24 protein-coding genes are annotated in these 25,639 nt (G+C 43.1%); 19 read left to right on the top strand and 5 right to left on the bottom strand.

Going from position 1 to position 25,639, the window contains the following annotated elements:
* Positions 1 to 62: 62 nt before the first annotated feature.
* From hemA to MTO98_RS28985, 4 genes are all read left to right on the top strand, one after another.
* The gene (gene hemA, locus MTO98_RS28970) at positions 63 to 1,289 is read left to right on the top strand and encodes a glutamyl-tRNA reductase (protein WP_243482503.1); all 1,227 of its coding nucleotides are present in this window, start codon (positions 63 to 65) and stop codon (positions 1,287 to 1,289) included.
* A gap of 92 nt (positions 1,290 to 1,381) precedes the next feature.
* The gene (locus tag MTO98_RS28975) at positions 1,382 to 2,005 is read left to right on the top strand and encodes a hypothetical protein (RefSeq protein ID WP_243482504.1); all 624 of its coding nucleotides are present in this window, start codon (positions 1,382 to 1,384) and stop codon (positions 2,003 to 2,005) included.
* A 246-nt stretch (positions 2,006 to 2,251) separates the two neighbouring features.
* Positions 2,252 to 3,064: a YncE family protein gene (locus MTO98_RS28980; protein ID WP_243482505.1), complete on the top strand. Its 813-nt coding sequence runs from the start codon at positions 2,252 to 2,254 to the stop codon at positions 3,062 to 3,064.
* Positions 3,061 to 4,296: a gliding motility-associated C-terminal domain-containing protein gene (locus MTO98_RS28985; protein ID WP_243482506.1), complete on the top strand. Its 1,236-nt coding sequence runs from the start codon at positions 3,061 to 3,063 to the stop codon at positions 4,294 to 4,296. The genes MTO98_RS28980 and MTO98_RS28985 overlap by 4 nt, the downstream gene beginning before the upstream one ends.
* Before the next feature lie 25 nt (positions 4,297 to 4,321).
* Here MTO98_RS28985 and MTO98_RS28990 read toward each other — a convergent pair whose 3' ends face one another.
* Positions 4,322 to 5,041 (bottom strand): LytTR family DNA-binding domain-containing protein, encoded by a 720-nt coding sequence (locus tag MTO98_RS28990; RefSeq protein ID WP_243482507.1) that lies wholly within the window; start codon positions 5,039 to 5,041, stop codon positions 4,322 to 4,324.
* The gene (locus MTO98_RS28995; RefSeq protein ID WP_243482508.1) at positions 5,038 to 6,102 is read right to left on the bottom strand and encodes a sensor histidine kinase; all 1,065 of its coding nucleotides are present in this window, start codon (positions 6,100 to 6,102) and stop codon (positions 5,038 to 5,040) included. Before MTO98_RS28995 ends, MTO98_RS28990 begins: the two co-directional genes overlap by 4 nt.
* 216 nt (positions 6,103 to 6,318) lie before the next feature.
* On the opposite strand from MTO98_RS28995, the gene MTO98_RS29000 reads away from it, so the two are divergent.
* Positions 6,319 to 6,765: a hypothetical protein gene (locus MTO98_RS29000; RefSeq protein WP_243482509.1), complete on the top strand. Its 447-nt coding sequence runs from the start codon at positions 6,319 to 6,321 to the stop codon at positions 6,763 to 6,765.
* 671 nt (positions 6,766 to 7,436) lie between these two features.
* Here MTO98_RS29000 and MTO98_RS29005 read toward each other — a convergent pair.
* Positions 7,437 to 9,806 (bottom strand): ABC transporter permease, encoded by a 2,370-nt coding sequence (locus tag MTO98_RS29005; protein ID WP_243482511.1) that lies wholly within the window; start codon positions 9,804 to 9,806, stop codon positions 7,437 to 7,439.
* 363 nt (positions 9,807 to 10,169) lie between these two features.
* Between MTO98_RS29005 and hemC the strand changes: the two genes are divergently transcribed.
* From hemC to MTO98_RS29045, 8 genes are all read left to right on the top strand, one after another.
* Positions 10,170 to 11,744, top strand: coding sequence for a hydroxymethylbilane synthase (gene hemC / locus MTO98_RS29010; protein ID WP_243482512.1), 1,575 nt, complete (start codon positions 10,170 to 10,172; stop codon positions 11,742 to 11,744).
* 109 nt (positions 11,745 to 11,853) lie between these two features.
* Entirely contained in the window at positions 11,854 to 12,825 is a 972-nt protein-coding gene (gene hemB, locus MTO98_RS29015) for a porphobilinogen synthase (protein WP_243482513.1), read from the top strand.
* 293 nt (positions 12,826 to 13,118) lie between these two features.
* Entirely contained in the window at positions 13,119 to 14,486 is a 1,368-nt protein-coding gene (hemL, locus tag MTO98_RS29020) for a glutamate-1-semialdehyde 2,1-aminomutase (protein ID WP_243482514.1), read from the top strand.
* A gap of 98 nt (positions 14,487 to 14,584) precedes the next feature.
* Positions 14,585 to 15,460, top strand: a complete 876-nt coding sequence (locus tag MTO98_RS29025) for a cell wall metabolism sensor histidine kinase WalK (RefSeq protein WP_243482515.1) — start codon at positions 14,585 to 14,587, stop codon at positions 15,458 to 15,460.
* Between the two features lie 14 nt (positions 15,461 to 15,474).
* Positions 15,475 to 16,182, top strand: a complete 708-nt coding sequence (locus MTO98_RS29030; protein ID WP_090529686.1) for a response regulator transcription factor — start codon at positions 15,475 to 15,477, stop codon at positions 16,180 to 16,182.
* Positions 16,182 to 16,712, top strand: coding sequence for a hypothetical protein (locus MTO98_RS29035; protein WP_243482516.1), 531 nt, complete (start codon positions 16,182 to 16,184; stop codon positions 16,710 to 16,712). The genes MTO98_RS29030 and MTO98_RS29035 overlap by 1 nt, the downstream gene beginning before the upstream one ends.
* Positions 16,713 to 16,931: 219 nt before the next feature.
* Positions 16,932 to 17,957, top strand: a complete 1,026-nt coding sequence (gene hemE, locus MTO98_RS29040) for a uroporphyrinogen decarboxylase (protein ID WP_243482517.1) — start codon at positions 16,932 to 16,934, stop codon at positions 17,955 to 17,957.
* Between the two features lie 108 nt (positions 17,958 to 18,065).
* Positions 18,066 to 18,599: a CopD family protein gene (locus MTO98_RS29045; protein WP_243482519.1), complete on the top strand. Its 534-nt coding sequence runs from the start codon at positions 18,066 to 18,068 to the stop codon at positions 18,597 to 18,599.
* 11 nt (positions 18,600 to 18,610) lie between these two features.
* On the opposite strand, the gene MTO98_RS29050 is transcribed toward MTO98_RS29045, so the two are convergent.
* Complete coding sequence (locus MTO98_RS29050) at positions 18,611 to 18,913, bottom strand: hypothetical protein (protein ID WP_243482520.1); 303 nt, start codon at positions 18,911 to 18,913, stop codon at positions 18,611 to 18,613.
* A 356-nt stretch (positions 18,914 to 19,269) separates the two neighbouring features.
* Between MTO98_RS29050 and MTO98_RS29055 the strand changes: the two genes are divergently transcribed.
* From MTO98_RS29055 to MTO98_RS29070, 4 genes are all read left to right on the top strand, one after another.
* The gene (locus MTO98_RS29055; RefSeq protein ID WP_243487958.1) at positions 19,270 to 19,839 is read left to right on the top strand and encodes an RNA polymerase sigma factor; all 570 of its coding nucleotides are present in this window, start codon (positions 19,270 to 19,272) and stop codon (positions 19,837 to 19,839) included.
* On the top strand, positions 19,823 to 20,620 hold the full coding sequence (locus MTO98_RS29060) for a hypothetical protein (RefSeq protein WP_243482522.1): 798 nt from the start codon (positions 19,823 to 19,825) through the stop codon (positions 20,618 to 20,620). The genes MTO98_RS29055 and MTO98_RS29060 overlap by 17 nt, the downstream gene beginning before the upstream one ends.
* 31 nt (positions 20,621 to 20,651) lie before the next feature.
* Positions 20,652 to 21,482 carry an outer membrane beta-barrel protein gene (locus MTO98_RS29065; RefSeq protein ID WP_243482524.1) on the top strand — a complete coding sequence of 277 codons (831 nt, stop codon included), beginning with the start codon at positions 20,652 to 20,654 and terminating at the stop codon, positions 21,480 to 21,482.
* 206 nt (positions 21,483 to 21,688) lie between these two features.
* Complete coding sequence (locus MTO98_RS29070; protein ID WP_243482526.1) at positions 21,689 to 22,687, top strand: ABC transporter ATP-binding protein; 999 nt, start codon at positions 21,689 to 21,691, stop codon at positions 22,685 to 22,687.
* Between the two features lie 412 nt (positions 22,688 to 23,099).
* Here MTO98_RS29070 and MTO98_RS29075 read toward each other — a convergent pair whose 3' ends face one another.
* A complete protein-coding gene (locus MTO98_RS29075) occupies positions 23,100 to 23,411 on the bottom strand; it encodes a hypothetical protein (RefSeq protein ID WP_243482528.1) in 312 nt (103 codons plus the stop codon).
* A gap of 236 nt (positions 23,412 to 23,647) precedes the next feature.
* Here MTO98_RS29075 and MTO98_RS29080 point away from each other — a divergent pair, with 236 nt between their 5' ends.
* On the top strand, positions 23,648 to 24,763 hold the full coding sequence (locus MTO98_RS29080; protein WP_243482529.1) for a sensor histidine kinase: 1,116 nt from the start codon (positions 23,648 to 23,650) through the stop codon (positions 24,761 to 24,763).
* On the top strand, positions 24,760 to 25,494 hold the full coding sequence (locus MTO98_RS29085) for a LytTR family DNA-binding domain-containing protein (protein WP_243482530.1): 735 nt from the start codon (positions 24,760 to 24,762) through the stop codon (positions 25,492 to 25,494). Before MTO98_RS29080 ends, MTO98_RS29085 begins: the two co-directional genes overlap by 4 nt.
* Positions 25,495 to 25,639: the final 145 nt, after the last annotated feature.

Raw genomic sequence — 25,639 nt, forward strand, 5'->3', positions numbered from 1 at the left:
AAGTGTTGACATTGCATGTGCCGAATAGTGATACTTTTGTTCGGTCAAATTTTAAAACTGCTTTGAAGTATCTAAAGGTAATAGCTTTTACGCACAAACAGATTGAACTGAAGGAATTGGGTAGATTGGTGGTTTGCCAGGAAAATCTGACAGATAAACTTGCGCAGGTTAAAGAGCAGTTTAATATTCCCGAAATCTTCTATCTTGCTACCTGTAACCGGGTTGAATTTGTCATGACAACTCCGCAAGCGGTTGATAAAGACTTTGCCAAAAAATTCATAGAAGCCTTTAATACAGAACTTTGCCACGACTCGCTGAGTACATTCATGGATAGCGCATCTATTTATGAAGATCAGGAAGCCATGGTGCATTTACTTCGTACTTCGTGCTCGCTGGAGAGTTTGATCGTAGGCGAAAAGGAGATTCTGGCGCAGTTACGTAAAGCATATGAGCATTGCAAAGAGGCCGGCCTAACGGGCGATGCCATGCGCATGATCATGAACTGCGTGGTAAAAACAGCCAAGGAAGTTTATACGCATACCAATATCTCCAAAAATCCAATCTCGGTGGTATCGCTGGCTTACCGCAAGCTAAAAGACCTTAATCTTTGTTCAAATGCCCGTGTTTTGATCATCGGTGCAGGCGAAACCAACCGTAACATTTCTAAATACCTTCAAAAACATAAATTTTCAAACTTCGCGGTGTTTAACCGTACAGTGGCCAATGCCGAAAAATTAGCTGCCGATTTGGGTGGCGAGGCATTTGACCTTGAAGCTTTGAAAACTTACAATAAAGGTTTTGATGCCATTATCACCTGCACATCAGCAGTTGAGCCTATCATCACCACCGAAATATATCAATCGCTGCTAAACGGCGAAACCGGCAGGAAAACCATTGTGGACCTTGCCATCCCTAACGATACTGCCCCCGAAGTGCTGGAGCAATTCCCTGTTAACTTTATCGAGGTACACTCCCTTAACGAGGTTGCCAAAAAGAACCTGCAGGAACGCTACCACGAACTGGTTCATGCCGAAGCTATTATTGAGCAAAACATTGCTGAGTTTATCATGCAGTTAAAACAGCGCCGTATTGAAGTAGCCATGCGTCAGGTGCCTGAAAAGATCAAAGAGATCCGCAATACTGCCATTAATTCTGTTTTTGCCGATGAGGTACAGGGTTTGGACGAGCAATCTCGCGAGATCCTGGAGAAGGTGATCAACTACATGGAGAAAAAATATATCAGCGTACCCATGATCATGGCGAAAGATATATTGATCAACGAAAATTGATTAGCTCATTCCCCCTTTAAAATCAGAAAAGCCCCATGTATAACATTTTTGTTACATATTGGGTAATTTCTTCGATAAACAAACGTTGATGGATGTACATCCACATTATGCTGATCAGTTTTCCAGAACAAAACTTTAACAATTTTATCATCCCCGCCTTTCAAATAAATGAAGGCGAAATTGTTGTCGTAGAATTTCCGGGAGGTGCATTGTTTCAGCCTCTTTTAGCCAAACTAAAAAGTATACTTACCGGTACCGTTGCCGGTAGCCATGTTGAAATAAATCCTGAATTCAGATTTGTTGAACATTTTAAAGAGAGTTTTCTCACTCGCCGTTTTGCCCCTGTAACAATTGGTAAGTATCATCAAAAACATGCCAATAAGCACAACCCGGTATACGAAAAAATTCACAATACACCTTCATTAACAGCGCAAACCAAAGTAAATACCCTTACAGGGGATGTGAGAAAAAGAATGGAACTTTATACTACGCTTTCATGGACAAACCGGTTAATTATTGATTTAACAGGTGTAGACCCAAAAGGCGGAACAGATATCTTCAACGCTGTTAAACAAGCAATAATGCCTAACGGGGCCGCTATTGTAATTGATAGCTGCGATGAATTTAAAGACCAATGCACTACGTTTGTTAAGGTCAATTACATCGGGGCTGATATCAGATCAGACAGTGTTAAATTGATATCAAAATCTAAATAAATATAAATTACCGGGTGGAAACACCATCGCTACCGTAAGGCTGTACCTTGTGATCTGTATGCCAAATACAGTATTACTGCCTGAACCCCTATTAATGGAAATGAGAAAATAAAACCCGCCTGTCAAAAGCTGTGCAGCAATTTTAGCTATCGTTAATTAAATGCAGGCAGTTGTCTTATTGCCTTAAAATAATATCTTCGTCTCCTGATTTCCCTGTTAATTAACGCCTTGACCCGATCTGATTATATGTGCAAGTTTCCACTGCTATTATACATAGCTTTTATCTTTTTTATCGCACCAAAATCAGCACGTTGTCAATCCGGGCAAGGAGTTAATAATGGACAGAATACCACCGCTATAACCTTCCCTGCGGGATGTAAATTTAACTGGACCAACGATAACCCCTCAATAGGCCTTGCCACAAGCGGCACAGGTGATATCTCATCATTCAAAGCGATAAACACCGGAACCAGCCCTATAACAGCAACGATCACCGCAACTCCGGAAACACAATCCTTTGCTTATGTAGCTAATGGACATGGACAACTATCAGTTATCGATCTTAATAAAAATACAACTGCGGCTACCATCCAGGTAGGGAATGGCCCTATGGGTACGGCTATAAACCCTTACAATAACCGTGTATATGTAGTTAACCAGGAGTCGCATACAGTTTCGGTAATAAATAGTATAACCAATACGCTTGTAACAAGTATAAGTACCTTTCCGGGCGAATATCCATCTGGAGTGGCATTGAGCCCGGATGGCAGCAGATTATATGTGACCGCGCACAACAACAATTATTTAACGGTCATCAACACGGCCAATAATACTATCATAACATCAATACCAGTTAACGAAAGTCCATGGGGTACAGTGGTTAGCCCTGATGGTAAGTTTGTATATGTGGTAACAAGCTCTGGCAACACAGTTGATATTATAAACACGGCAACTAATCAAGTTATTGGTTCGATACCTGGCTTACAGGAGCCAAATGATATTTGTATAAGCCCCGACGGAATTATTTGTATGTTTCAAATTACACGTCAGGTGCGGTGACGGTTATCAACACAACAACTAAAACAATCAGCGCTACCATTGAAATAGGCTTTAATTTAATTGATATAGCTATAAGCCCGGATGGAAAAAAATTATATGTAACTAATTCAGGCAATAATACAGTAACAGCAATAAACACTTCAAACAATACTATAGCTGCAACAATTCAGGTGGGTAACCTTCCGTTGGGTCTTTGTTTTTCAGTCGATGGCAGTAAGGTTTATGTAATTAATGACCTGTCTGGTACCATATCAGTTATAAACACATCAAATAATACGGTATCTACTTTAACCGGTTTTCCCTTATCCGATTCACATACTTTTGGTAAATTCATTTCAACAACTTCCAATTGCCCTCCTGTACCAATTAAATATACCATTACCGTTAATCCTTCACCGCCGCCGGCTGTTACAACTGCAGGTAACCTATCGCCGCTTACCACAGTTTACGGAACAGAATCGGCAACCGCCAGCTTCACCGTATCCGGTACTAACCTGGTATCTGGCATATTAATTACCCCACCAGCCGGCTTTGAACTCAGTGCCGATGGAATTAATTTCGGCGGCAGCATTACAATAGGCAGTACCGGCACAATAACCAATGCCACAGTTTTTGTAAGGCTGGCCAAAACAACTCAAACAGGAAACTACGCTGGCAATATTACTTTAAATGCCGGTATTACCCCGGCAAGCATAATTTTACCAACCAGTACGGTTACTCCTGCACCATTAGTTATCACGGCTAATAATAAAAGCAAACCTTTTGGGCTCAACAACCCTCCTCTAACCGTCGTTTACAGCGGCTTTGTAAATAACGATCAGGCATCCGATTTAACAACCCAGCCAGTAATTACAACAATCGCGCTAACCACATCTCCTATTGGGGTATATCCTATCATAGCAAGCGGGGCCTCCTCATCAAACTATACTTTCACTTATGTACCAGGCGAACTCACCATAACACCGGCAGATATCATAATCCCAAATACCTTTACGCCTAATGGCGACGGTGCAAATGATACATGGGCTATAAAATACATCGAATATTATCCACAATGCAAAGTGAATGTATTTAACAGATTGGGCACCAGGATATTTTCATCAATTGGATATAGCGTACCATGGAACGGCAGGTTAAAAGGTAATGATCTGCCTTCGGGTGCTTATTATTACATCATTAGCGTTAAAAATAATTCACCGGTAAAATCAGGCTGGGTAACCATAATAAGGTAAGCTCACCTGTTTAAACTTCATATCATCACCCTGTTAATGTCTTTTCCAGGTCATCTTTAAAATTCCTCCCTATCGGAATTTCATGCCCGTTCAAAATAATGCGGCTACTTTCTAATCGGGTAATTTTGGATACAGCTACAATAAAAGATTTATGCACCCTGACAAAACGCCTGGGCGGAAAAATATCCAGCATCGCTTTGATGGAACCTTTTAACAGGATCTTTTCTGTATGGGTATAAATGATAGCATAATCTTTTAGCCCCTGGATATGGGTAACCTCGTTGAAGTTAAGCTTGATCCGCTGAACACCGCTTTTAACAAAAATAAAATCATTGTCTTTATTCGCCGAAAGCCCCTCTGTATGCTCATATTGTGCTTTCAGGTCCAGAAACTCTCTGATTTTATCGATGGCCTGCCCAAAACGCTTAAATGAAATAGGCTTCAGCAAAAAATCAACTACACCCAATTCATAACCTTCAAAAGCATAGTTGCGGTAGGCCGTGGTGAAAACAGTTAGCGGTGGATCTGGCAATGTTTTCAGAAACTGGATCCCTGTCATTTCGGGCATTTCGATATCTAATAACAATACATCAGCATGGTGATCTTTTAAATGATGTAAAGCATCACCCGCGTTGCTGAACAGAAAAACCGAATGCACATGATCAGTTCTTTTCAGATAATCATCTAATATTTCAAGCGCAAGCGGCTCATCGTCTACTACCACAAATTTCAGCATGGCTTTCATATTAAATCAATCACGAGTTTAGCCAAAAAGGCATCCTTTTTATCTTCCAGTTGCAGAGTGTAGCTGGCCGGATAAAGCAGGTCGAGGCGCTTTCGCAAATTATCGAGCCCTATTCCCCCTTTACCCATATCAACCACTATCAGCGGTTTAGCATTTTCTACAACAACCTTAAGAGTGGATTGCACCAGGCCAATATCCACTTTTAGCCAGCCACCTTTGGTTTGCTTGCCCAGTCCGTGTTTAAAGGCATTTTCAACCAGGGGCAGCAGCAGTAAGGGGGCAATTTCATATCCATTCAACGCTGCATTAATATTCAGGTTAATGGCTGCCCCGCCGCTAAACCTTAGCCGTTCCAGTTCTATATAGTTGCTGAGGTAGCTGATCTCTTTTTCCAAAGGCACCTTTTCGCCGGTACTGTCGTACAGCATGTATTCCATCATTTCTGACAGTTTCAGCACTACATCCGGAGCAAGTTCTGATTTTTTGAGCGTTAGCGCATACAGGTTATTGAGGATATTAAACAAGAAATGCGGATTTACCTGCGCGCGCAGAAAATTAACTTCAGCGTTCAGCTTTTCTACAGTAATTTTCTGTATGACCAACTGCTGCCCGTACCAGTCCATACTTAGTTTGAGGGCCAGCATTAGCCCCAGGTACCATAGCGTGCTAAAAAAATTGTATGATAATGATTCTACCAGGTTACTGTTGCGCATCGGGCCAACCACATAACCGTACAGGTAAAAATCAAACAGACTTTGAGCGGTTAAATAACCAAGCACCGACAGGATAATTGCTGTAAAATAAGCAAGGTACCGCTTCCTTAATAAGTACCGGGGCAAAAAGTATTGCAGGTTGAGATAAGCTATAATAATGAGCAGCACGATGCGACCAGCAACACAAGCCGCGAAATAAGGCATACTCGCTTTATAAATAAGGTACCTTTTTTCATATATGAAAAAGCCGGTGATCAGCACCCAATAAGCGCTATGCATGAGGGCATGCCTTAATGTGGTGCTGCGTTTTGAAAACGGCAGCCGAAATGGTTTATCCAGCGCATCCATTTTAAAGTTTCATGATCAATTCAGTATAAAAGAAACTAAAAGCCTTTGGCCCTCAAAATTATATCGACAAACGGCACAAATAGTAGAGGAATATAAAGATAAAAAAGCTCATGTCTATTATTCAGGTTGTTGGTCTACTAATTTTCTACCTGATTTCCAGTTCGTTTAATATTGTGCTACAGAGAATCAAGGACTTCATTTTAAAAACTTATGATCATGAAACACATCAAATTTTATCAGGCGTTTATAGGTCTATTTACCCTGATCGCGTTAAGCTTCACAGCATTCGGTTTTACCTCCAAATTCGGACTTGACGGTTACGAGATCTACTTAAACAATAAGCTCATTTTAAAGCAGTATGTGAACCAGCCGGTAAGCTTAAGAGTATTGCAGCTGGATAAGGCCAATGAAGGCGACGAGCTGCGCATCAAGTACACGCATTGCCAAACCAAAGGCCCCGGTACCGGCCGCAACATTACGCTTAAAGATGAAAAAGGAAACACATTAAAGAAATGGGATTTTGCCGATGCATCAGATTTTGCCATGACTGTACCTGTAAAAGAGCTGCTGCAACTGGAAAAGAAGAATAATAACCATGAGCTCAGCCTGCATTATACTTCGAAAGAGCGGCCTAATGGCGAGATGCTGGCAATGCTTCGTTAAAAGTATACGGTGGTTGAATTATACCGGCTTCGTGCAACGCTCTGTTAAAGACCACACTGCATGGAACCGGTCTTTTTATTTTAAATAGCATTCCACGCACCCACTGTACTCAGCGGCGATTTAACTAAAAAAATGTCATCCTGAGGTACGAAGGATCTTCTTCAACAAGCATGACTGCTATACAGGGCGAAGAAGATGCTTCGTACCTACCCATGACATAATAAATGAAGGATGTTCCCGTCAGCAGGTAAGCTTCGGGTGAAAGCGGGCAGAACAATGGTGGCCTTGTGCGCGGGAAGGGGCATAGCAAGTTTTTGCAGAAGCATAGGGAGCGCGGCGGAGCAAAATAATTGCAGCCCGTGGTTCCGCCCGGTTTGCAGGGCAAAGGCCTGTGCGCAAAGAAGCCTATCTGCTGACTTGACTTTTTGGATACTTTTGTGTCAAGACAAAAGTATCTGGCCCCGCGCGGCCAAGAGCGCGACGATGTAAGTATATAGAATAAAGTCTTTTACCTGCCTGTCGGGGATTGCTTCGTACCTCGCAATTGACGTGGTGAAGATGTCATTTCCACCTTCAGAATCCGCCGGATTTAAACACTCAACATGACATAAGGGCAAATGTCATTTGTCCCCTTCAAAATCCCTGGATTTTACATCCTCACAATGACATAATTACTCCGTTCTCAAACTCTTAATCGGGTTTACAGTTGCTGCTCTTAATGATTCATAACTAACCGTAACCCAGGCAATACCCAGCGCAGCTGCAGATGCTACTGCAAATACCAGCCAACCTACATTGATATGATAGGCAAAGCCCGACAACCAGCTGTTCACTGCATACCAGGAAAGCGGTATTGCTATGACTATTGCAATGAGGATCAACCTCGTGATACCTGATGATAATAAATAAACCAGGTTTAATACAGATGCACCCAACACTTTGCGCACACCGATCTCCTTAGTACGCTGCTCGGCCATAAATGCAGACAAACCATATAAACCCAGGCACGAAATAAAGATGCCCAAACCGGCAAAAAGGTTAAAGATGTTGCCCATCTGCTGTTCGCCCTTATAAAGTTTAGATAATTCCTGATCGATGAAATCAAATTTAAAAGGATAAGCCGGGTTAAATTCCTGGCTCATTTTTGCTAAAGCCTGTATAGTGGCATTGGTTTTACCGGGTAACGTCCTTACTACTATATAGCCGCCTATTTTATTAAAAGGCATAACCAGTGGTTCAATGGCCTGCTGAACAGGTTTAAAATTAAAATCTTTTACAACGCCTACTATTGTACCCTTGTTACCCCAAACCGCCAATGGTTTGCCGATGGCGGTGCTGGCGGTAAGGCCCATAATGTTCGCCATTCTCTCGTTGATCATGTAATTATTCGAGTCGGTTTTAAAAGCCGATGAAAAGCTTCGGCCTGCGGATAATTTCATCCTGAACGTACGCGTAAAATCATTGTCGACAGCCATTACCGGGATTGATAATTGCGAACGCGGGTCTTTGCCACTCCACTGTACATTAAGTGTCCAGCCGCCAAGCTCGGTTGGCAAATCGGTAACTACGGTGAAATCGCTGGTAAGTGAAGTTTGTGCCAAAACATTTTTTAAAGCCTGCTGCTTGTTCCAGATCTCGCCAGTCATAGGCATATATAAAAGATTAGCCTTCTCAAAACCCGGGTTCCGGTCCCTGATAAACTTAAGTTGATTATAGATAACTACAGTGCCAACCAGCAATACAATAGATACCATGAATTGAACAACAACCAAAGTGTTACGGAACAGTAAATTCCCTCCCATAGATTTCACGTTACCTTTAAGCACCTTAACAGGATTGAAACCCGAAAGAAACAATGCCGGATAACTGCCCGAAATAACACCGGTTATCAGCGCAATGCCAACAAGACTTAACCAAAGCCTCGCATCCGACATGTTTAAGATCAGTTTCCTGTTGGCCAGATCATTAAATGCAGGAAGGAACATGCGGACAATAACAAGTGCAAGCAATAAAGACAGGAACGAAATAAATACCGACTCGCTCAGAAACTGGATCACCAGCTGCCCGCGTACAGCGCCGGCAACCTTACGCAAGCCAATTTCCTTGGCCCTGCGTGCCGAACGTGCGGTAGCCAGGTTCATAAAATTGATACAGGCTACAATCAATATCAATATGGCAATTACAAAAAAGATGCTTACATATTGAGCATTACCATGACCAGGTGAATCGCCCAGCCTTTCGGGGGCCAGGTGAATTTTGGTTAAAGGTTGTAATTGAAATGTAGCTTTGGTACCGGGGCTATGTTTATGAAAAATGTCAACTATCTGTTGTTCCAGTTTTGATATATTGGATGCAGAGGGATCAAAACTTTTATCAAATTGAACGTAGCCGAAAAAGTTGAAATTATCCCAGATGTTATTTTTAACATCGTTGTTGGTTTGGGCGATAGAAGCCATCGGCAGCAGGATGTCAAACTGCAGATCGGAGTTGGCCGGAATATTGGCCATAACGCCTGTTACTACCAGGTTCTCCTTGTTATCTTTCCGGATTACCTTACCAATCGGATCTTCTTTTCCGAAGTATTTTGTTGCGATGTTTTCTGTTATTAAAACACCATTGATCTGTTTTAAAGCTGCAGCCCGGTCGCCTTTTACAAGAGGATATGAAAACATATCCATAAAACCAGGATCGGCGTAAAACACATATTCTTCCTGAAATTTCCTGTTCCCCGTTTCAAATAAAATGGATGGAAAACCGGGATATAAGCGGGCAGCATTTTTAACAACAGGCAGCTCAGATTTCAGCCCAAATGGCATACCGGCCGAACTCGCCGCAGTTTTAGAATCACCAAAATCACTGTTGATACGATAGATCTGCCCTGCATTTTTGTGGAACTTATCATAACTTAACTCATTTTGCACCCAAAGCAGGATCAGGATACTTGAGGCAAGACCTATCGCTAAACCCGGTATATTGATAATGGAATAAGCTTTGTCCTTTATTATATTTCTGTAAGCCAGTTTAAAATATGTTTTGAACATAGGTATGTTGATTGAATAGTGATAACTTGATGTAAGTTACAAACTTACGCTGTTAGGTTTTCTAAAACTCGTGCCACCGATTCAAATTACTGATAAATAGATATTTACACAGAATATTTTTGCAATACCGTTCGAAAACGTTACACCATGTGTGCGTTTTTGTTATTAACTGGATGGGGTTACGCTTAGCTAAACTTCAACCGGGAAACGATAAAGCAGCAATCCAATAAGCAAGACATATTTGCGCGGCGCTAAACCCACACATTACAGTCATTTTGTTGCAATTAACAATAATTCATTAAGTTGATGTACCTTATCATCGGCATAAAAAATTAAATTTGCAGCTGTAAAACATTCATTCTTTTGGACAGAAAACTGATTATAGGAACCCGTGGCAGTGAATTGGCTTTATGGCAGGCCAATTTCGTTAAAGACAGCCTTGCTGCCATTAACATTACCGCCGAGTTAAAGATCATTAAAACCCAGGGCGACCGTATCCTGAACCTCAGCTTTGATAAGCTGGAAGGTAAAGGCTTTTTTACCAAAGAATTAGAAGAAGAATTAATAGCCGGCACCATTGATATCGCGGTCCATTCACACAAGGACCTGCCAACTGAAAATCCTCCGGGACTCATCATCGCAGCAGTTTCAGAACGGGAAGACCCCGCTGAACTGTTGTTGATCTTGAAAGATTGCGTTGATGTGCACCAAAAGCTATCTGTTAAATATGGTGCTATTGTAGGCACCTCGTCAAACCGTCGCAAAGCGCAGTTACTGGCCCACCGCCCCGATCTTGAAATTGAAGATCTGCGTGGCAACGTACCTACCCGTATCGGTAAGCTTCGCGATGAAAAATATGATGCCATTATGCTGGCCAAGGCCGGTGTTACCCGTTTAGGCCTCGACCTGAGTGAGTTTCATGTAGAAGAGATCACCCCGGTTGAACTGATCCCTGCACCTGCACAAGGCGCATTGGCTATCCAGATCCGCGAAACTGACCATGAGCTTTTCGAAGCTTTACAGGCCCTACATCATACCGATGTAGCCGAAGAACTGGCTGTTGAGCGTACCGTTTTGAAATTATTTGGCGGTGGGTGCCACTTGCCTTTGGGTTGTTACTGCCGTAAGGAGGATGGCCTTTTCCAGGTGTTTACCTCTAAGGCCGAGGAAGGTGATCAATTTCCGGACAGACTGTTTTTAGAAGCACCAACTACCGAAGGCCTTGCCGAAAAAGTAGTGGCCAAATTTGCCAAAGGGCGCAAACATCCAGCAAGCGTATTTATTTCGCGCGAGCTTGGCGAACAAAGCTATTTCCGTAAAGCGCTTGAAAAACATGGCATCCAGATAGAAGATCGTTCATTGATTCGTACTGTGCCTGTGATCACCCGCTTTGACTCATATATATTAAAAAATATCGACTGGGTATTCTTCTCCAGCAAAAACGCGGTTGAATACTTTTTCCAACTAAACCCGCAATTCCCTAAAAAAGTAAAATTTGGGGTAATGGGCAGCGGTAGTGAAGAAATGCTGCGCCGCAAAGGGCACTTTACCGATTATGTTGGCGAAGGCACCGACACTGCCGAAGTAGCAGAAGAATTTGCCAAGCTGGCCAACGGAAAAATTGTACTGTTCCCCGGTGCCGAAAGCCCGATGAGGAGCATACAGCAAGGCCTATCTGCCGATACCAAAATTATCGACCTGCCAGTTTACGAAACTGTATTGGAAGAGGATGTAGAAGCCAGCGGCGCTGATGTGATGGTATTTACCAGTCCATCAAACGTGGAAGCTTATTTTGCCGATAACCTGCTTGACCCATACCAAAAGGTAGTGGCCATAGGCAAATCAACCGGCAAAAAATTTGATGAAATGGGTGTAAAATACACACTCCCCTACTCACCCGACGAAGTTGGGCTGGCAGAGGCAGTGTTTGGATTATAAAACGTTCATTGGTTCACTTGTTCATTGGTTCATTAGTATCGCTTTGATAAGCTTTGCAACTGAGAAAAGACCAATAAACTAATGAACCAGTGAACTAATGAACTAAAAAATGTTACAACGACCAAGAAGGAACCGCAAGAGTGAAGTGATACGCCAGATGGTGCAGGAAACACATGTTAGCGCTGCTAACCTGATTTTTCCGCTGTTTATTATTGATGGCGTAAACCAGAAAAGTGAAGTGGCATCAATGCCGGGCATCTTCCGTTATTCTATTGATAACCTGCTGCGCGAGATTGAGAGCTGCCTTAAACTGGGCTTAAACTCTTTTGATCTGTTCCCTAATATTGCCGAAGAGCTGAAGGATAAATTTGCTACCGAAAGCTACCGTGATGAAAGCCTTTACTTACGTGCTATCCGCGAGGTAAAGAAAAACTTCCCGGAAGCCTGCGTTATTACCGATGTAGCCATGGACCCATACAGCAGTGATGGCCATGATGGCATTGTGGAAAATGGCCTGATCCTGAATGACGAAACACTTGATATTTTAGGTAAAATGGCCCTGGCGCATGCGCAATCGGGTGCCGATATCATTGCCCCATCGGATATGATGGACGGGCGTGTGGGTTACATCCGCAATATACTGGATGATAATGGATTTACCAATGTATCTATCATGTCGTACTCGGCTAAATATGCAAGCGCATTCTATGGCCCATTCAGAGATGCTTTAAACTCGGCACCAAAATTTGGCGATAAAAAAACCTACCAGATGAACCCCGCCAACCAGCGCGAAGCCCTGATTGAGGCCGAACTGGATGAGCTGGAAGGAGCAGATTTCTTGATGGTGAAACCAGCCCTGCCCTACCTTGACGTTATTAAACTGATAAAAGATAATACCGAACTGCCTGTTGCCGCCTACAACGTAAGCGGCGAATACGCCATGATCAAAGCGGCCATACAACGCGGTTGGTTAAATGAGCAGCGTGCCATCACCGAGGTGCTTACCAGCATCCGCCGTGCAGGTGCAACTGCAATTTTAACTTATCATGCCAAGGAGGTATTGGAGAATAAGTGGTTGTAGGGCTGAGGCAAAAGGAAAAAGGTTAAAGGCGAAAGGTAGAAGCTAATCTACACTACGTCATTGCGAGATACAAAGTAGATCCAGACTTACGAAGTTTTAAAAACTTCGTAAGTCTGGATCTACACCATGTCATTGCGAGGAACGAAGCAATCGCGGACTGTGCAGGGCAGACCTGCAAATCGGGGATTGCTTCGTACCTCGCAATGACGGCTTACAAAACAGCCTTACGTCTGTTTATAAAAAATATAAAATCAAGCTTTAAGCCTTTGGCTTTCAGCTTTAAGCTCATAAAAATGTTCGATTCAATAAAAAAGATGTTTTCAGCAGAGGATGAACCGGTAAATACAACGGGCAAGCCCGATATCAGTCGTGAAAAATCGGCCGAATTGTATGCTAAGGCGCAAACGTATTTCCCGGGTGGGGTTAACTCGCCGGTTAGGGCGTTCAAGTCAGTTTACGGTACGCCGCTGTTCATTCAAAAAGGCGATGGCAGTCATATCTGGGATGCCGATGGTAATGAATTTATCGATTACTGCTGCTCATGGGGACCGCTGATCCTCGGCCATAACAACGCCAAAGTAAGGGAAAAGGTTATCGAGGTAATGCAGCACGGCATGAGCTTCGGCGCACCTACCGCTTTAGAAAATGAGCTGGCCGAACTCATCCTGAAAAACAATAAGTTTATTGAAAAGATTCGCTTCGTAAGCTCGGGCACTGAGGCCGTAATGTCGGCCATCAGGTTAGCACGGGGCTATACCAAACGCGATAAGATCCTGAAATTTGAAGGTTGCTATCACGGTCATGCCGATGCGCTGCTGGTAAAAGCAGGATCAGGCCTGGTTACTTTCGGCGAAACTTCATCGGCCGGCGTACCGAAATCAGTCGCCGACGAAACTATTGTAGTATCGCTTAATGATAAAGAAGCCCTGGCTAAAGCTTTTGACGAATTTAAAGACCAGATTGCAGCGGTGATCATTGAACCTGTACCGGCCAACAACGGCTTGCTTTTACAGGAAAAAGAATACTTGCAATACCTGCGCGACATCTGTACCCAAAACGGCACCATGCTGATATTTGATGAAGTGATCTCGGGTTTCCGTGTAGGTTTTGAAGGTGCGGCCGGTTACTACCAGATCAAACCTGATATCATTACTTACGGTAAAATTATTGGTGGCGGTATGCCGGTTGGTGCTTATGGTTCATCGGCAGCTATTATGAGCAATATTTCACCCGAGGGTTCGGTTTACCAGGCAGGTACTTTATCGGGTAACCCGGTTGCCATGGGTGCCGGTATTGCCCAGCTCAGCGAGCTTTTGCGCATGGGCTTTTACCGCGACCTGAACAATAAAACCGAAGAGTTCGTAGAAGCTATCCAACGCTTTGCCACTGCCCGCAATTATAAATTTAAGGTGTTTGGCATAGGCTCCATATTTTGGTTTGCTTTTACAGATAAAGAGTATATTCGTAAAGCCGAAGATATTGATGCATCAAGCATGGAAAAATTCAAAAAGTTCCACCGTGAGTTGCTGAACAGGGGCATTTATTTAGGTCCGTCGGGCTATGAGGTTGGTTTTATATCATCGGCCCATACCAAGATCGACCTGGAGAAAACAAAACGTGCTATATTTGATAGTTTAGATCTGGTATTTAATTCTAAGTAGCCAGTTTGCGGTTGCCAGCAGGCAGTTTGCAGTTTAATATAAACACATTGCAAACTGACAAACTACTGCCAACTGAAAACTGATAACTGCCAACTGATATGAAGAAGTCATTCGTTATTTTTTACGCGCTCATCACCTATGCCGTTGCCGAACTGGTGTGGTGGGGCTATATGCTGGTTACGCTGCAACCGCGCCGTACCGGCATGATCCTGGGCGAAGGAGCTATGTTTGTAGCCGTATTTCTGATTGGCGCAATTAACCTGCACCGTTCTTTTAACAAAGAGCGAAAACTGCAGGAGCAGAAGAAAAACTTCCTGCTTTCGGTAACACATGAGCTGAAATCCCCGCTGGCATCTATCAAGATCCTGCTGCAAACCATTCAAAAAAGACAGCTGACCAAAGAGCAGCTCCTTGATTTTATTGAGAAATCATTGAATGATGTGGAACGTTTGGATGATATGGTTGAAAACATGCTGCTTGCTTCTAAAATAGAAAACCGCTCATACAGCTTCCCTAAGGCCAGCTTTAACCTGTCGGTTTTGGTAGATAGCATTGTTAACCGCTTGCAGATCTCTAAATGCGATTGCAACCAGCAGATCATCGAGGCTGAGATTGAACCTAAGGTGGAGATTGTGGGCGATAAGTTTGCCCTTACATCGGTAGTAACCAATTTGATCGAAAACGCGGTGAAATATTCAAGCCCATGCTCATCTGTGGGGGTAAAGCTGTTTTCGAAAGATGATAAAGTATATTTACAGGTTGCCGATCATGGTATCGGCATTGCCGACGAGGAAAAGACCCGGATTTTTGACCGCTTTTACCGCGTAGGCAGCGAAGAAACCCGTAACACCAAAGGCACCGGATTGGGCCTTTACATTGTTAAGGAGGTGTTGGATAAGCACCAGGCCAGCATCAGGGTTAAGGACAACCGCCCTGCTGGTAGTATTTTTGAAGTTACATTTGGATTAACCTAAATTTGAATATGAGCATGCCAAACAAAAAAAGAATTTTATTGGCCGAAGACGAAGAGCATTTGTTAGAAGCAATTAAGCTTAACCTTGAGCTGGAAGGCTATAAGGTAACTCCGGCTAAAAACGGCAAAAAAGCTTTACAACTTTTTAAAGAAGAACGCTTTAACCTGGTGATACTTGACGTAATGATGCCCGAAATTGACGGCTTTGTTGTTGCTGAAACCATCAGGCTTGAAAATACCGAAGTGCCTATCATGTTCCTTACGGCTAAAAACACCAACGAGGACAAGATTTCGGGCCTAAAGAAAGGTGCGGATGATTATCTTACCAAACCTTTTAACCTTGAAGAGCTTATTTTAAGGGTGAACAACCTGGTAAAACGCAGCCTGAAAGGCGAAGACCTGAAAGAGTTTAACAGCTACAAAATTGGTGATAAAACCATCCACTTTAACTCGTTTGAACTGGTTAACGAAGATGGCTCAATTACTGCACTCACCAAAAAGGAAACCATGCTGCTTAAATTGCTTATTGAGCGCCGTAATGACGCCGTATCGCGCGAGCAGATTCTCGAAACCGTTTGGAATTATGACGTTTATCCGTCAACACGCACCATCGATAACTTTATCCTAACCTTCCGCAAGTATTTTGAACCAGATCCTAAAAACCCGGTTTACTTTCACTCTATCCGCGGTGTAGGCTATAAATTTACCGATAACCAGCATTAATGTTCAGTAACAGGATACGTATTTTTATTGCGTTTATATTTCTGCTGTCGTTAGGTGTGTTGATGTATCTTCGTGTTTATGAGCTTGCGGCAGTTGCAGTAATGATGATCATCCTGCTTATCTGGGATTATTTCAGACAGGGCACCCTGATTGTTGCATCCAAACATTTTCATGTAAAGGACTATGACAAAACAGCTGCCTCTTTAAATGAAATAGTAAAGCCCCAATGGCTCAGCAAAAACCGCCGGGGATACTATGAGTTTATTTATGGTGGCTTATGCCTGCAAAGGCAGGAGTTTGAGGAGGCTGAGAAACATTACGAAATTGCAGCACAATATCCGCTGCGTTCGGTTAATGACCACGTAGCTGCCTTGGTTAGTGTGGCTAATATCAGCATCAGGCGGGGTAATTTTGAAAAAGCCGAAGCGTATCTGCAATTAGCGGAAAAACATAAAGACAAAATAACCGCCAAAATGAAGGAGGTGATTAGCCGCCTTCAGCAGGAGTTGAAGAAAGAAACAAGACATTAAGAAGTAAGAATCAAGACAGCAAGAGTCAAGAAAAAAGATACAAGACTGTAAGAGTCAGGATTCAAGACAAGAAAGTCGAGAGACAATAAAATAAGATTAAGAGACAGGACAGTTAGAGTCAAGAGACAAGACAACAAGAGCCAAAATGGAACGAGAATTCCTTCTTGCATCTTGATTCTTGACTTCTTGACTCTGAGGCCTCCGGCCTCTCCATAAAATATGAGAGATTCGTTATTAATAAAAGCGGCATTTTCGGAGCAAACAGAACGCCCCCCGGTTTGGATGATGAGGCAGGCGGGCCGCTTTATGAAAGAGTATTGGGACATAAAAAACAAATACTCGTTCCTTGAAATGTGTAAAACACCGGAGATTGCTGCCGATGTTACCATGCTGCCTGTCGACCTGTTAGGCATCGACGGCGCTATCCTTTTTTCAGATATCCTGGTAACCGGCGAAGCCATGGGCGGCGACCTGAGCTTTAATGCAGGTGTCGGTCCGCTGTTTGCCAATCCGGTACGTACACAGGCCGATATTGATGCATTACAGACTGATGTATTGGATAAACTGCAATACGTTGGCGATGCCATCAAAGTAATTCAGCAGCGTCTTGCCGGCCGCATCCCTTTGATCGGTTTTGCAGGCGCGCCGTTTACCGTAATGAGCTACCTGGTTGAAGGCGGATCATCAAAAGATTTCAAGCGTACCAAACTGATGCTGCACAATGAGCCCGAAATGGCCCATCAGCTGTTATCAAAAATAGCTACAGTTACGGCCGATTACCTGAACATGCAGATTGCAGCCGGCGTAAACGCCGTACAGATCTTTGACAGTTGGGCACAGGCTTTGGCATGGGATGATTATAAAGAATTTAGTCACCGTTATATTGCAGAGATCATCAGCAAGCTGAACCGTAAAGATATCCCGGTGATCTCTTTCTGCAAAGGCAGCTCGGTTTTTGCACCGTTAATGGCCGAAGCTAAACCGGATGTGATTTCTATCGATTGGAACGTTGACCTGCTTGATATCAAGAAACGTTTACCGGCAGGTATAGCCGTACAGGGCAACCTTGATCCGCATATTCTTTATGCTGATAAAAAAGTAATTAAAGAACGCATCTACCGCCTGTTCGACCGTATGAAAGGCGAAAACGGCTTCATCTTTAACCTGGGTCACGGCATTATGCCCGATATCCCGTTTGATAATGTGAAGTACGCGGTTGAGGTGATAAAAGAATACAGGAACTAAGAATAACAGTATGTCATTGCGAGCGATAGCGCGGCAATCGCGAACTATGCAAGTCACTCTGTAAAGTTCGCGATTGCTTCGTTCCTCGCAATGACATGAACTTACGGCATGTACCAATACGTTCTCGCTATACACATCATTTTTGTAGTCTGCTGGATGGCGGGGCTGTTTTATATTGTGCGCTTATTTATCTATCATACCGAAGCGCAGGGTAAACCCGAGCCCGAACGCACCATACTTTCCAAACAATTTGAGATCATGGAAAGCAGGCTGTGGAACGTGATAGCCAAGCCATCCATGCTGCTTACCATATTGGCGGGCTGTACTATGTTATATTTAAGCCCTGCATGGTTAAAAATGCCCTGGCTGCATATCAAATTAGCTTTTGTATTTGGCCTGGTAGGTTATCACCATATTTGCGAATCCAAAATAAAGCAAATGCGCAAGGGCGTTTTCAAATGGACTTCCAGCCAGCTACGCCTCTGGAATGAGCTGGCCACTATTTTTCTTTTCGCCATTGTTTTCCTTGCTGTTAAGAAAGATGCTCTAAGCTGGGTATTCGGTGTGGTTGGGATAGTTTCTTTAGGGGTGATCTTAATGATTGCCGTGAAGATCTATAAGAGGTATAGGGAGAAGAAGTAGGCAATTGTTATCTATTGAAAAGCCTTATCATCCAATTTTATTTCCCCCTCCAATTCCAACAGTTTCTTCTGATTTTCTAAAATCGCAGATATATCCAATTCACGATCTTCTCTTTGATCTATTTGCCATTGCACAGGATCACCAAATGAAGATTCAGATGTAGTTCTGAAGTTCAAAATCTTCTCTTTGAGCGCTTCGCGGTTTATACTCGTAATTTCCGTATCTTTTTCCTCTATAATAAAATTAAGCTCTTTTGCTAACGCAATGATTTTTGCGATACTTTCTTTATTATCAGATTTCAGGATCAATTCCATGATTTTTAGCTATTGGCGTTACTTAAAAATACAATAAATCATAACTGTTAACAAGTCAGATAAAGAAGGCACTCTCAAAACTAACCATCGACACGAGGCGCCTACGGAGCCACTTTCCAATTAACTACTTGCTATAAACACGATACTCCTAACGGAGTTTTGAAATTGCAATTTAATACCCCGGCGGGGTAACGTGTTTATAGAAAAGATTAAATCAATTTTAAGGGCTCCGGAGGTGCCTCGTACTTTAAAAGCTATTCCCTATTTTGCATGCTGTTTACCTGATAAACTATTTATCAAAATATTTACATCCCCATGCAACCATTTACATCACTCTACCATCTTACTTATAAATGATGTTTTTGGAACCTAAATATACCATTCACCAATTGATAGACCGCTGCCGGGCAGGCGAGCGGAAGGCACAGGAACTGCTTTACAAACAGTTCGCTTCAAAAATGCTGGGGGTATGCATGCGCTACGCTACCGACCGCATGGAGGCCGAGGATATGTTGCAGAATGGCTTTATAAGGGTTTTCAAAAAAATGGATGATTACCGGGGCGACGGATCATTCGAGGGTTGGGTTAGGCGCATTATGGTTCACAGTTCAATTGAATACTACCGCAAGCATCATAAAATGATGCAAATGGTGGAGATTGACGAAGTCGGGCATGAGCCATCCGTTAACCCGATAGCTGCGGCCAACCTGGATGCAAAAGTGTTATTGGGTATGATACAGCAGCTTGCACCGGGGTATCGGATCGTGTTTAACCTTTATGCGCTGGAAGGTTACTCGCACAAGGAGATTGCAGAAATAGTGGGCATTACCGAGGGTGCCTCTAAATCGCAGCTATCAAGGGCACGCACAATTTTGAAGGAACAAATTGCTAAAATGGAGGGCAAAAGTTATGGATATGCAGGATAAGGAACTGGACAGGCTGTTTCAACAAAAGCTTGATGACCTGGAGATACAACCATCGGCCGGTGTATGGCAGGGCATCAGCTCCGAACTAAACGCCGATAAGCGTAAAAGAACATTATTGCCTTTGCTGAGCGCAGCAGCAGGCGTTATATTGCTTATTACCGCAGGCATCCTGTTTATTCCGAAACAACCGGTTAAACATCATGATCATTCAACAGTAATAGTAAAAACCCATCAACCGGTAAAACAACCCGTTGCAGTAAAAGTTGAGCCTGTGGTGCCTCCAGCCCCGGTTCAAAACAAAGTGCCTGCAAATCCGGTTATAGCTCCTGTTAACAATATAGCGCAGGTTAATAAACGTAATAAAACTAAACCCAATTTGACACCATCTGCACAACAGCCTGTAGTTACTGCCCAACCACCTGCAACTGCCCATGCAGATGAACCCTTATTGGCAAATGCCCCTGCCGCAGATTATCATGTTGTTAAAACCGATGCCCCGGATACAGCAACAAGGACCAGCCCGAAATCGGCCATTATTAATAATGAAAAAACACAGCCTGTATTAATTGCGCAAACACCTGCCCAACCGGCCCCTGCAACTGCCAAACATGTAAAAAAACGCCGTATTCGCAGCCTTGGTGATGTTTTTAATGTGGTTATTGCTGCTGTTGATAAACGTAAAGACAAAGTGATTGAATTTAGCAATACCGACGAAGATGATGCCACCATTACCGGCTTAAACCTGGGGTTCATCAAAGTAAAAAAGGACAAAGACAAATAGAATTTAGAAAACGATAGAAATACCACATTATATGAAACGCCTTATTTTTACCATCACAATATGCCTTGCCGCAAGTTTTGTTTTTGCTCAAAACACACCGGCCGATTCTGCACAAAACACGTCAGACACCACGACTCATAAAAAGCACGTTAAAGTAAAACTTGGCTTTGGCGATGATGTAACACAGGTTAATATCAACAATGATGAGCCTGACACTGCATATCACGCGCACAAAGCTCCGGGCTTTTCGTTTGGAGTTACTTTTTCAAGGATCGATCTGGGCTTTGCTACTCTGATTGATAACGGCAGCTTTACCTTGTCAAATAAGAACAAGTTCCTGAGCTACCGCCAATGGAAAACAAGCAATTTTGGTTTTGATGTGCTGCAATTTGGCTATCGCTTTAACAGCGCCTTTAAAATTTATGTATCCGGCGGGTTCGATTGGACACACATCCGCCTGCGTGATGATATCACCATACAACGCAACGCACCGGTGTTAACTTATACACAAGACAGCATTCACTACAGTAAAAATCGCTTCTCATCAACCTATCTCCGTATCCCCCTATCGTTTTACTACCGAAGCCATGAAGACGACCGCGGAAATTATTTCAGGCTGGTTGCAGGTCCGGAGATTGGCATCTTGCTTAACGGCCGCGTAAAGCAGATCAGTGATGAAAATGGCAAACAGAAATTCAATGATGATTATCACTTTGCCAAACTGCGTAAAGGTGTATTTGTACGCATGGGTTATGGCATAATGGGCCTGTATGCCAAATACTACTTCAACGATATGTTTGAAAACAGCCCCGATCAAAAAGGCCTCAGAAACTTTTCATTTGGATTAACTTTTGGCTTCTGACCGTTGATTTATTTGATTGCGTTGATTTCGCTGATTCTGTCCTCATTTGTAGTGATTAAATAGATTTAAGCTACGATGATTTTGAGCAATCAAAACCCGCACGATAAAAACATCAACGAAATCAGCGGAATCAAGAAAGGAATCAATGGTAAAAAATCAACGCAATCAACGTAATCATAAGCATCAACGGTTTATCTTTGCCCCTGATGTCAGAGATTCCTTTTTTGCAGGCGGTTGCAGTAAGTAAAATATACCCCGGGAAACAACAAGCCGGTGTAAAAAAAACCGGACTGGTCATTGAGCCGGGTAAGATCACAGCTATAATTGGCGAAAGCGGGAGCGGTAAAAGCACTTTACTCCGGTTGTTATATGGTCTGCTTTCTCCCGATGAAGGTACTGTTTACTTTAAGGGCGAACGCATTTGGGGCCCTGAAGAAAAACTGATCCCCGGTCATGATGCCATGAAAATGGTGACCCAGCATACCGACGATCTTAACCTGTTTGCCAAGGTTTGGGATAACGTGGCAGCCATGCTTCCCGCAACCAACCTCAAAGCCAAACAGGAAAAAACCGAAAGAGTACTTAAGCAGTTGAACATGCTTGCCATGGCCGATAAGCGTGTGGCGGACCTGAGCGGAGGCGAAAAGCAACGTGTTGCTATTGCCCGTGCCATCATCACCCATCCGCAGGTATTACTGCTCGACGAACCGTTTAACCAGGTAGATACTTCGTTCAGGGAAGGCTTGCAGCACGATATCAGGCAAATAGTTAAAGAAACCGGGCTAACGGTGATCATGGTATCGCATGATCCTGCCGAAGTGCTCTCGATGGCCGATGAGCTCATTGTTCTTAATAAAGGCGAAATAGTGGAGCACGGTGCACCTAAATCCCTATATAAGCATCCTAAATTCCTCTATACAGCCCAACTTTTGAGCAATTGCAACGTACTTAACGCAGCCGAAGCCCACCTTTGCGGTATTGAGATATCAAAGGAATATGCCGTTATTTATCCTGAACAGATCAAAATAAAACTGATAGCCGCAGTAAAAAGCTGGGTTGTGAAGCAGGTATTGTTTAAAGGTTTTTATGAGGATCTGATCCTTGAACATGACGGTATTATTCTGCGGGTTTTGAGTGAAGAGACAGGGAAATATACTGAAGGAGATTTTGTGGCGGTAAGGGTAGAAAAGTATCTGGAGTATTAGTAGAAAACTCGTTACCAAACTTCCGATTAAGGGTAAGAATATACTTTAGTTGTAAATAACTAACATTGGCCCGCTCAATCGCCGCGGGGTGGCTGTTACTTTTGTCTTGACACAAAAGTAACCAAAAAGTCAAGTCAGCAGATAGGCTTCTTTGCGCTCAAGGCCTTTGCCCTGCAAACCGGGCAGAACCACGGGCTGCAATTATTTTGCCCTGCTGCGCTCGCACTTTCCTCTCGCTTCTGCAAAAACTTGCTATGCCCTTTCCTGCGCGCAAGGCCACCATTGTTCTGCCCGCTTTCGCCCGAAGCTTACCTGCTGACGGGGACAGAAAAGGAATTTCCTACAAAAAACAAACCGGCGCCATACCTCGCGTTGGCAACCGGTTTTTTAAACGTATATTTAAAAAAAGGTCTTAATTTCTTAAATTGAGGCTAAGCATTACCAGGTTTTTATTTTCGATATAGGCGGTACGCTCGTTCAGCCTTTCTAATATCTGATCAAGGGCAAGACGGGTCTTTTGCTTTTTGATATTGAGTTTGCTGTAAACCGTTTCTTCGTATATCAGCTTGTTATTATCATTATAAAACTTAACAGTTTGCACGCGTGGTAAATTCACGTTGTGTTCAACCACCCAAAAACCGTGTGCGCTTGCTATTTTATTCTGAGCCTGCACTGCAGCTGCTGCAAATGCCAGGATGCAAATTGTGATAATTAATTTTTTCATGGCGTTATTTTTAATTGATGAACTAAAACTAACAGCATATTAAACAGGATGAAAACAACATAGGCACACTACCCACCAGTTACGACGAACCGCATGATAATGCGATGAACAAACTTTTAATTACAAAAAGTTATAGGAGCAGCCTCCTACTTGTAGTTCGTCATCAAATGATTGCAGTTCGTCGTAATTCGACTTAAAAACAATTCAATTAAACTGTTTTGCAGTAAATTAGCTATATGAATAATGGTTTCGATCTGATGCTCAATAATGTTAAGCTGCCACGTTTCTGGCAGCACGTGATATTTTGGGTAATCGTATCGTTTTTCATTACCACGCTTTATTCATTCCAAACCAATTTTTGGGTATCATTTCGTAATAACCTTTTGTACATGCCCATTCAAATTGCTTACTACTATGCCATTGCCTATTGGCTGGTACCCAGGTATGTTTTTGAAAAGCGATATGTGATGTTCTTCCTGATGCTGATACCGCTTGTTTTTGCGTGTATGTTTATAAGCCGCACAATAGGGATCTTTTTTGTTACCCCATACCTGATCCGGGTGATGCGCGTAACCGATGCGGATTACATAGCATCTACCCATCGTCCGTTTCTTGAACAACTAATGGACGGACAAAGCCTTGTAAACTCATTTAAAGGGACCAACCTATTCATAGGCTTTGTACTCGCAATCAAACTGTTTAAAATGTGGTACGAGCGCAAACAGGCAGCCCTTGAAGCCGAGCTTAATGCGCTGAAAGCCCAGATACATCCGCATTTTTTATTTAATACGCTTAATAACCTTTACTCTTTGAGCCTCAATAACTCACCGAAATCGCCGCAGGCCATTATTGGTCTGTCGGATCTGTTGCGGTATATGCTTTATGAATGCTCGGATAATGAAGTTTCATTAGAGAAGGAAGTGTTTATGATGCAGCAATATGTAAAGCTCGAAAAACTTCGCTATGAGGAGCGCATTGATATCAACTTTACCATCACCGGTAATTTGAAAGACAAAACCATAGCTCCGCTGCTGATCTTGCCTTTTATCGAAAACGCTTTTAAACACGGCACCAGCGAACAGATCGGCGCTACCTGGATCAATATTGATATCAGTGTTACGCTAAACCACTTTAAACTAAAGGTAGCCAACAGCAAACCCGAACACCCCGTTGAGGCAGGTAATACGCCGGGCCATATCGGGTTAAAAAACGTAACCAAAAGGCTCAACCTGCTTTACCCTCATACTTCGCGCCTGAAGATCGTAAACGAAGAGGATACCTTTTTCGTGGCGCTTGATCTCGATCTGAAAACTGTAAAGCAAACTGTAACTCCACAAATGGTAACCGCATGAAAATCCGCACGCTTATAGTTGACGATGAACCGCATGCCATTGAGGTATTGAAAAATTACCTCGAGCGTTTCAGCGAGATGGAGGTTACCGCCACCTGTAACGACGGCATCCAGGCTTTCAGGTTATTGCAGCAAAAACCTATAGACCTGATGTTTCTTGATATCCAGATGCCGGGGATAAAAGGTACCGACCTGTTAAAAAGTCTCAAGAATCCACCTAAAGTAATTTTCACCACCGCCCATAGCGAATACGCTCTTGATGGTTTTGAGCTGAATGCAGTTGATTACCTATTAAAGCCAATCTCTTTCGAACGTTTTTTGCGGGCTGTTGATAAGATCTATCAACTGAACGAGCATAAAGGCAAACCTGTTATTACCCACGAAGAGCCTGTAAGCGATACGCATACGTTCATTTATTTGAAAGTAGATCGCAAAACCATCAAGGTGAATATCAATGATATTTTATGGATAGAAAGCCTGCGCGATTATGTGAAAGTAGTAGCCGTAAATAACCAGGTCCACATCACCAGGCAAAAGATCAGCCTGTTGGAAGAAATGCTTCCCGAAAACAAATTCGTACGCATTCACAGATCGTTTATAGTAGCGCTCAACAAAATAGATTCTTTCTATGCCTATAGTATGGATGTCGCCGGGCATGAACTGCCTATTGGTCGTAATTATAAGCAGGATGTGCAGAAACGGTTGAAGAACGAGCGATTGCAGATGGGGTGATGCGTTTTAGTGGATGAATAGCTTTGCAACAACCATGTCATTGCGAGGAGCTAACCGGGAATGAGCTTGGGTGCGACGTGGCAATCGCATGCTATACAGGGCGACCATGCTTCCGTGCGATTGCTTCGTCGTTCCTCCTCGCAAT

Origin of the sequence: Mucilaginibacter sp. SMC90 (assembly GCF_022811725.1) — a bacterium.
Lineage (GTDB): Bacteria > Bacteroidota > Bacteroidia > Sphingobacteriales > Sphingobacteriaceae > Mucilaginibacter.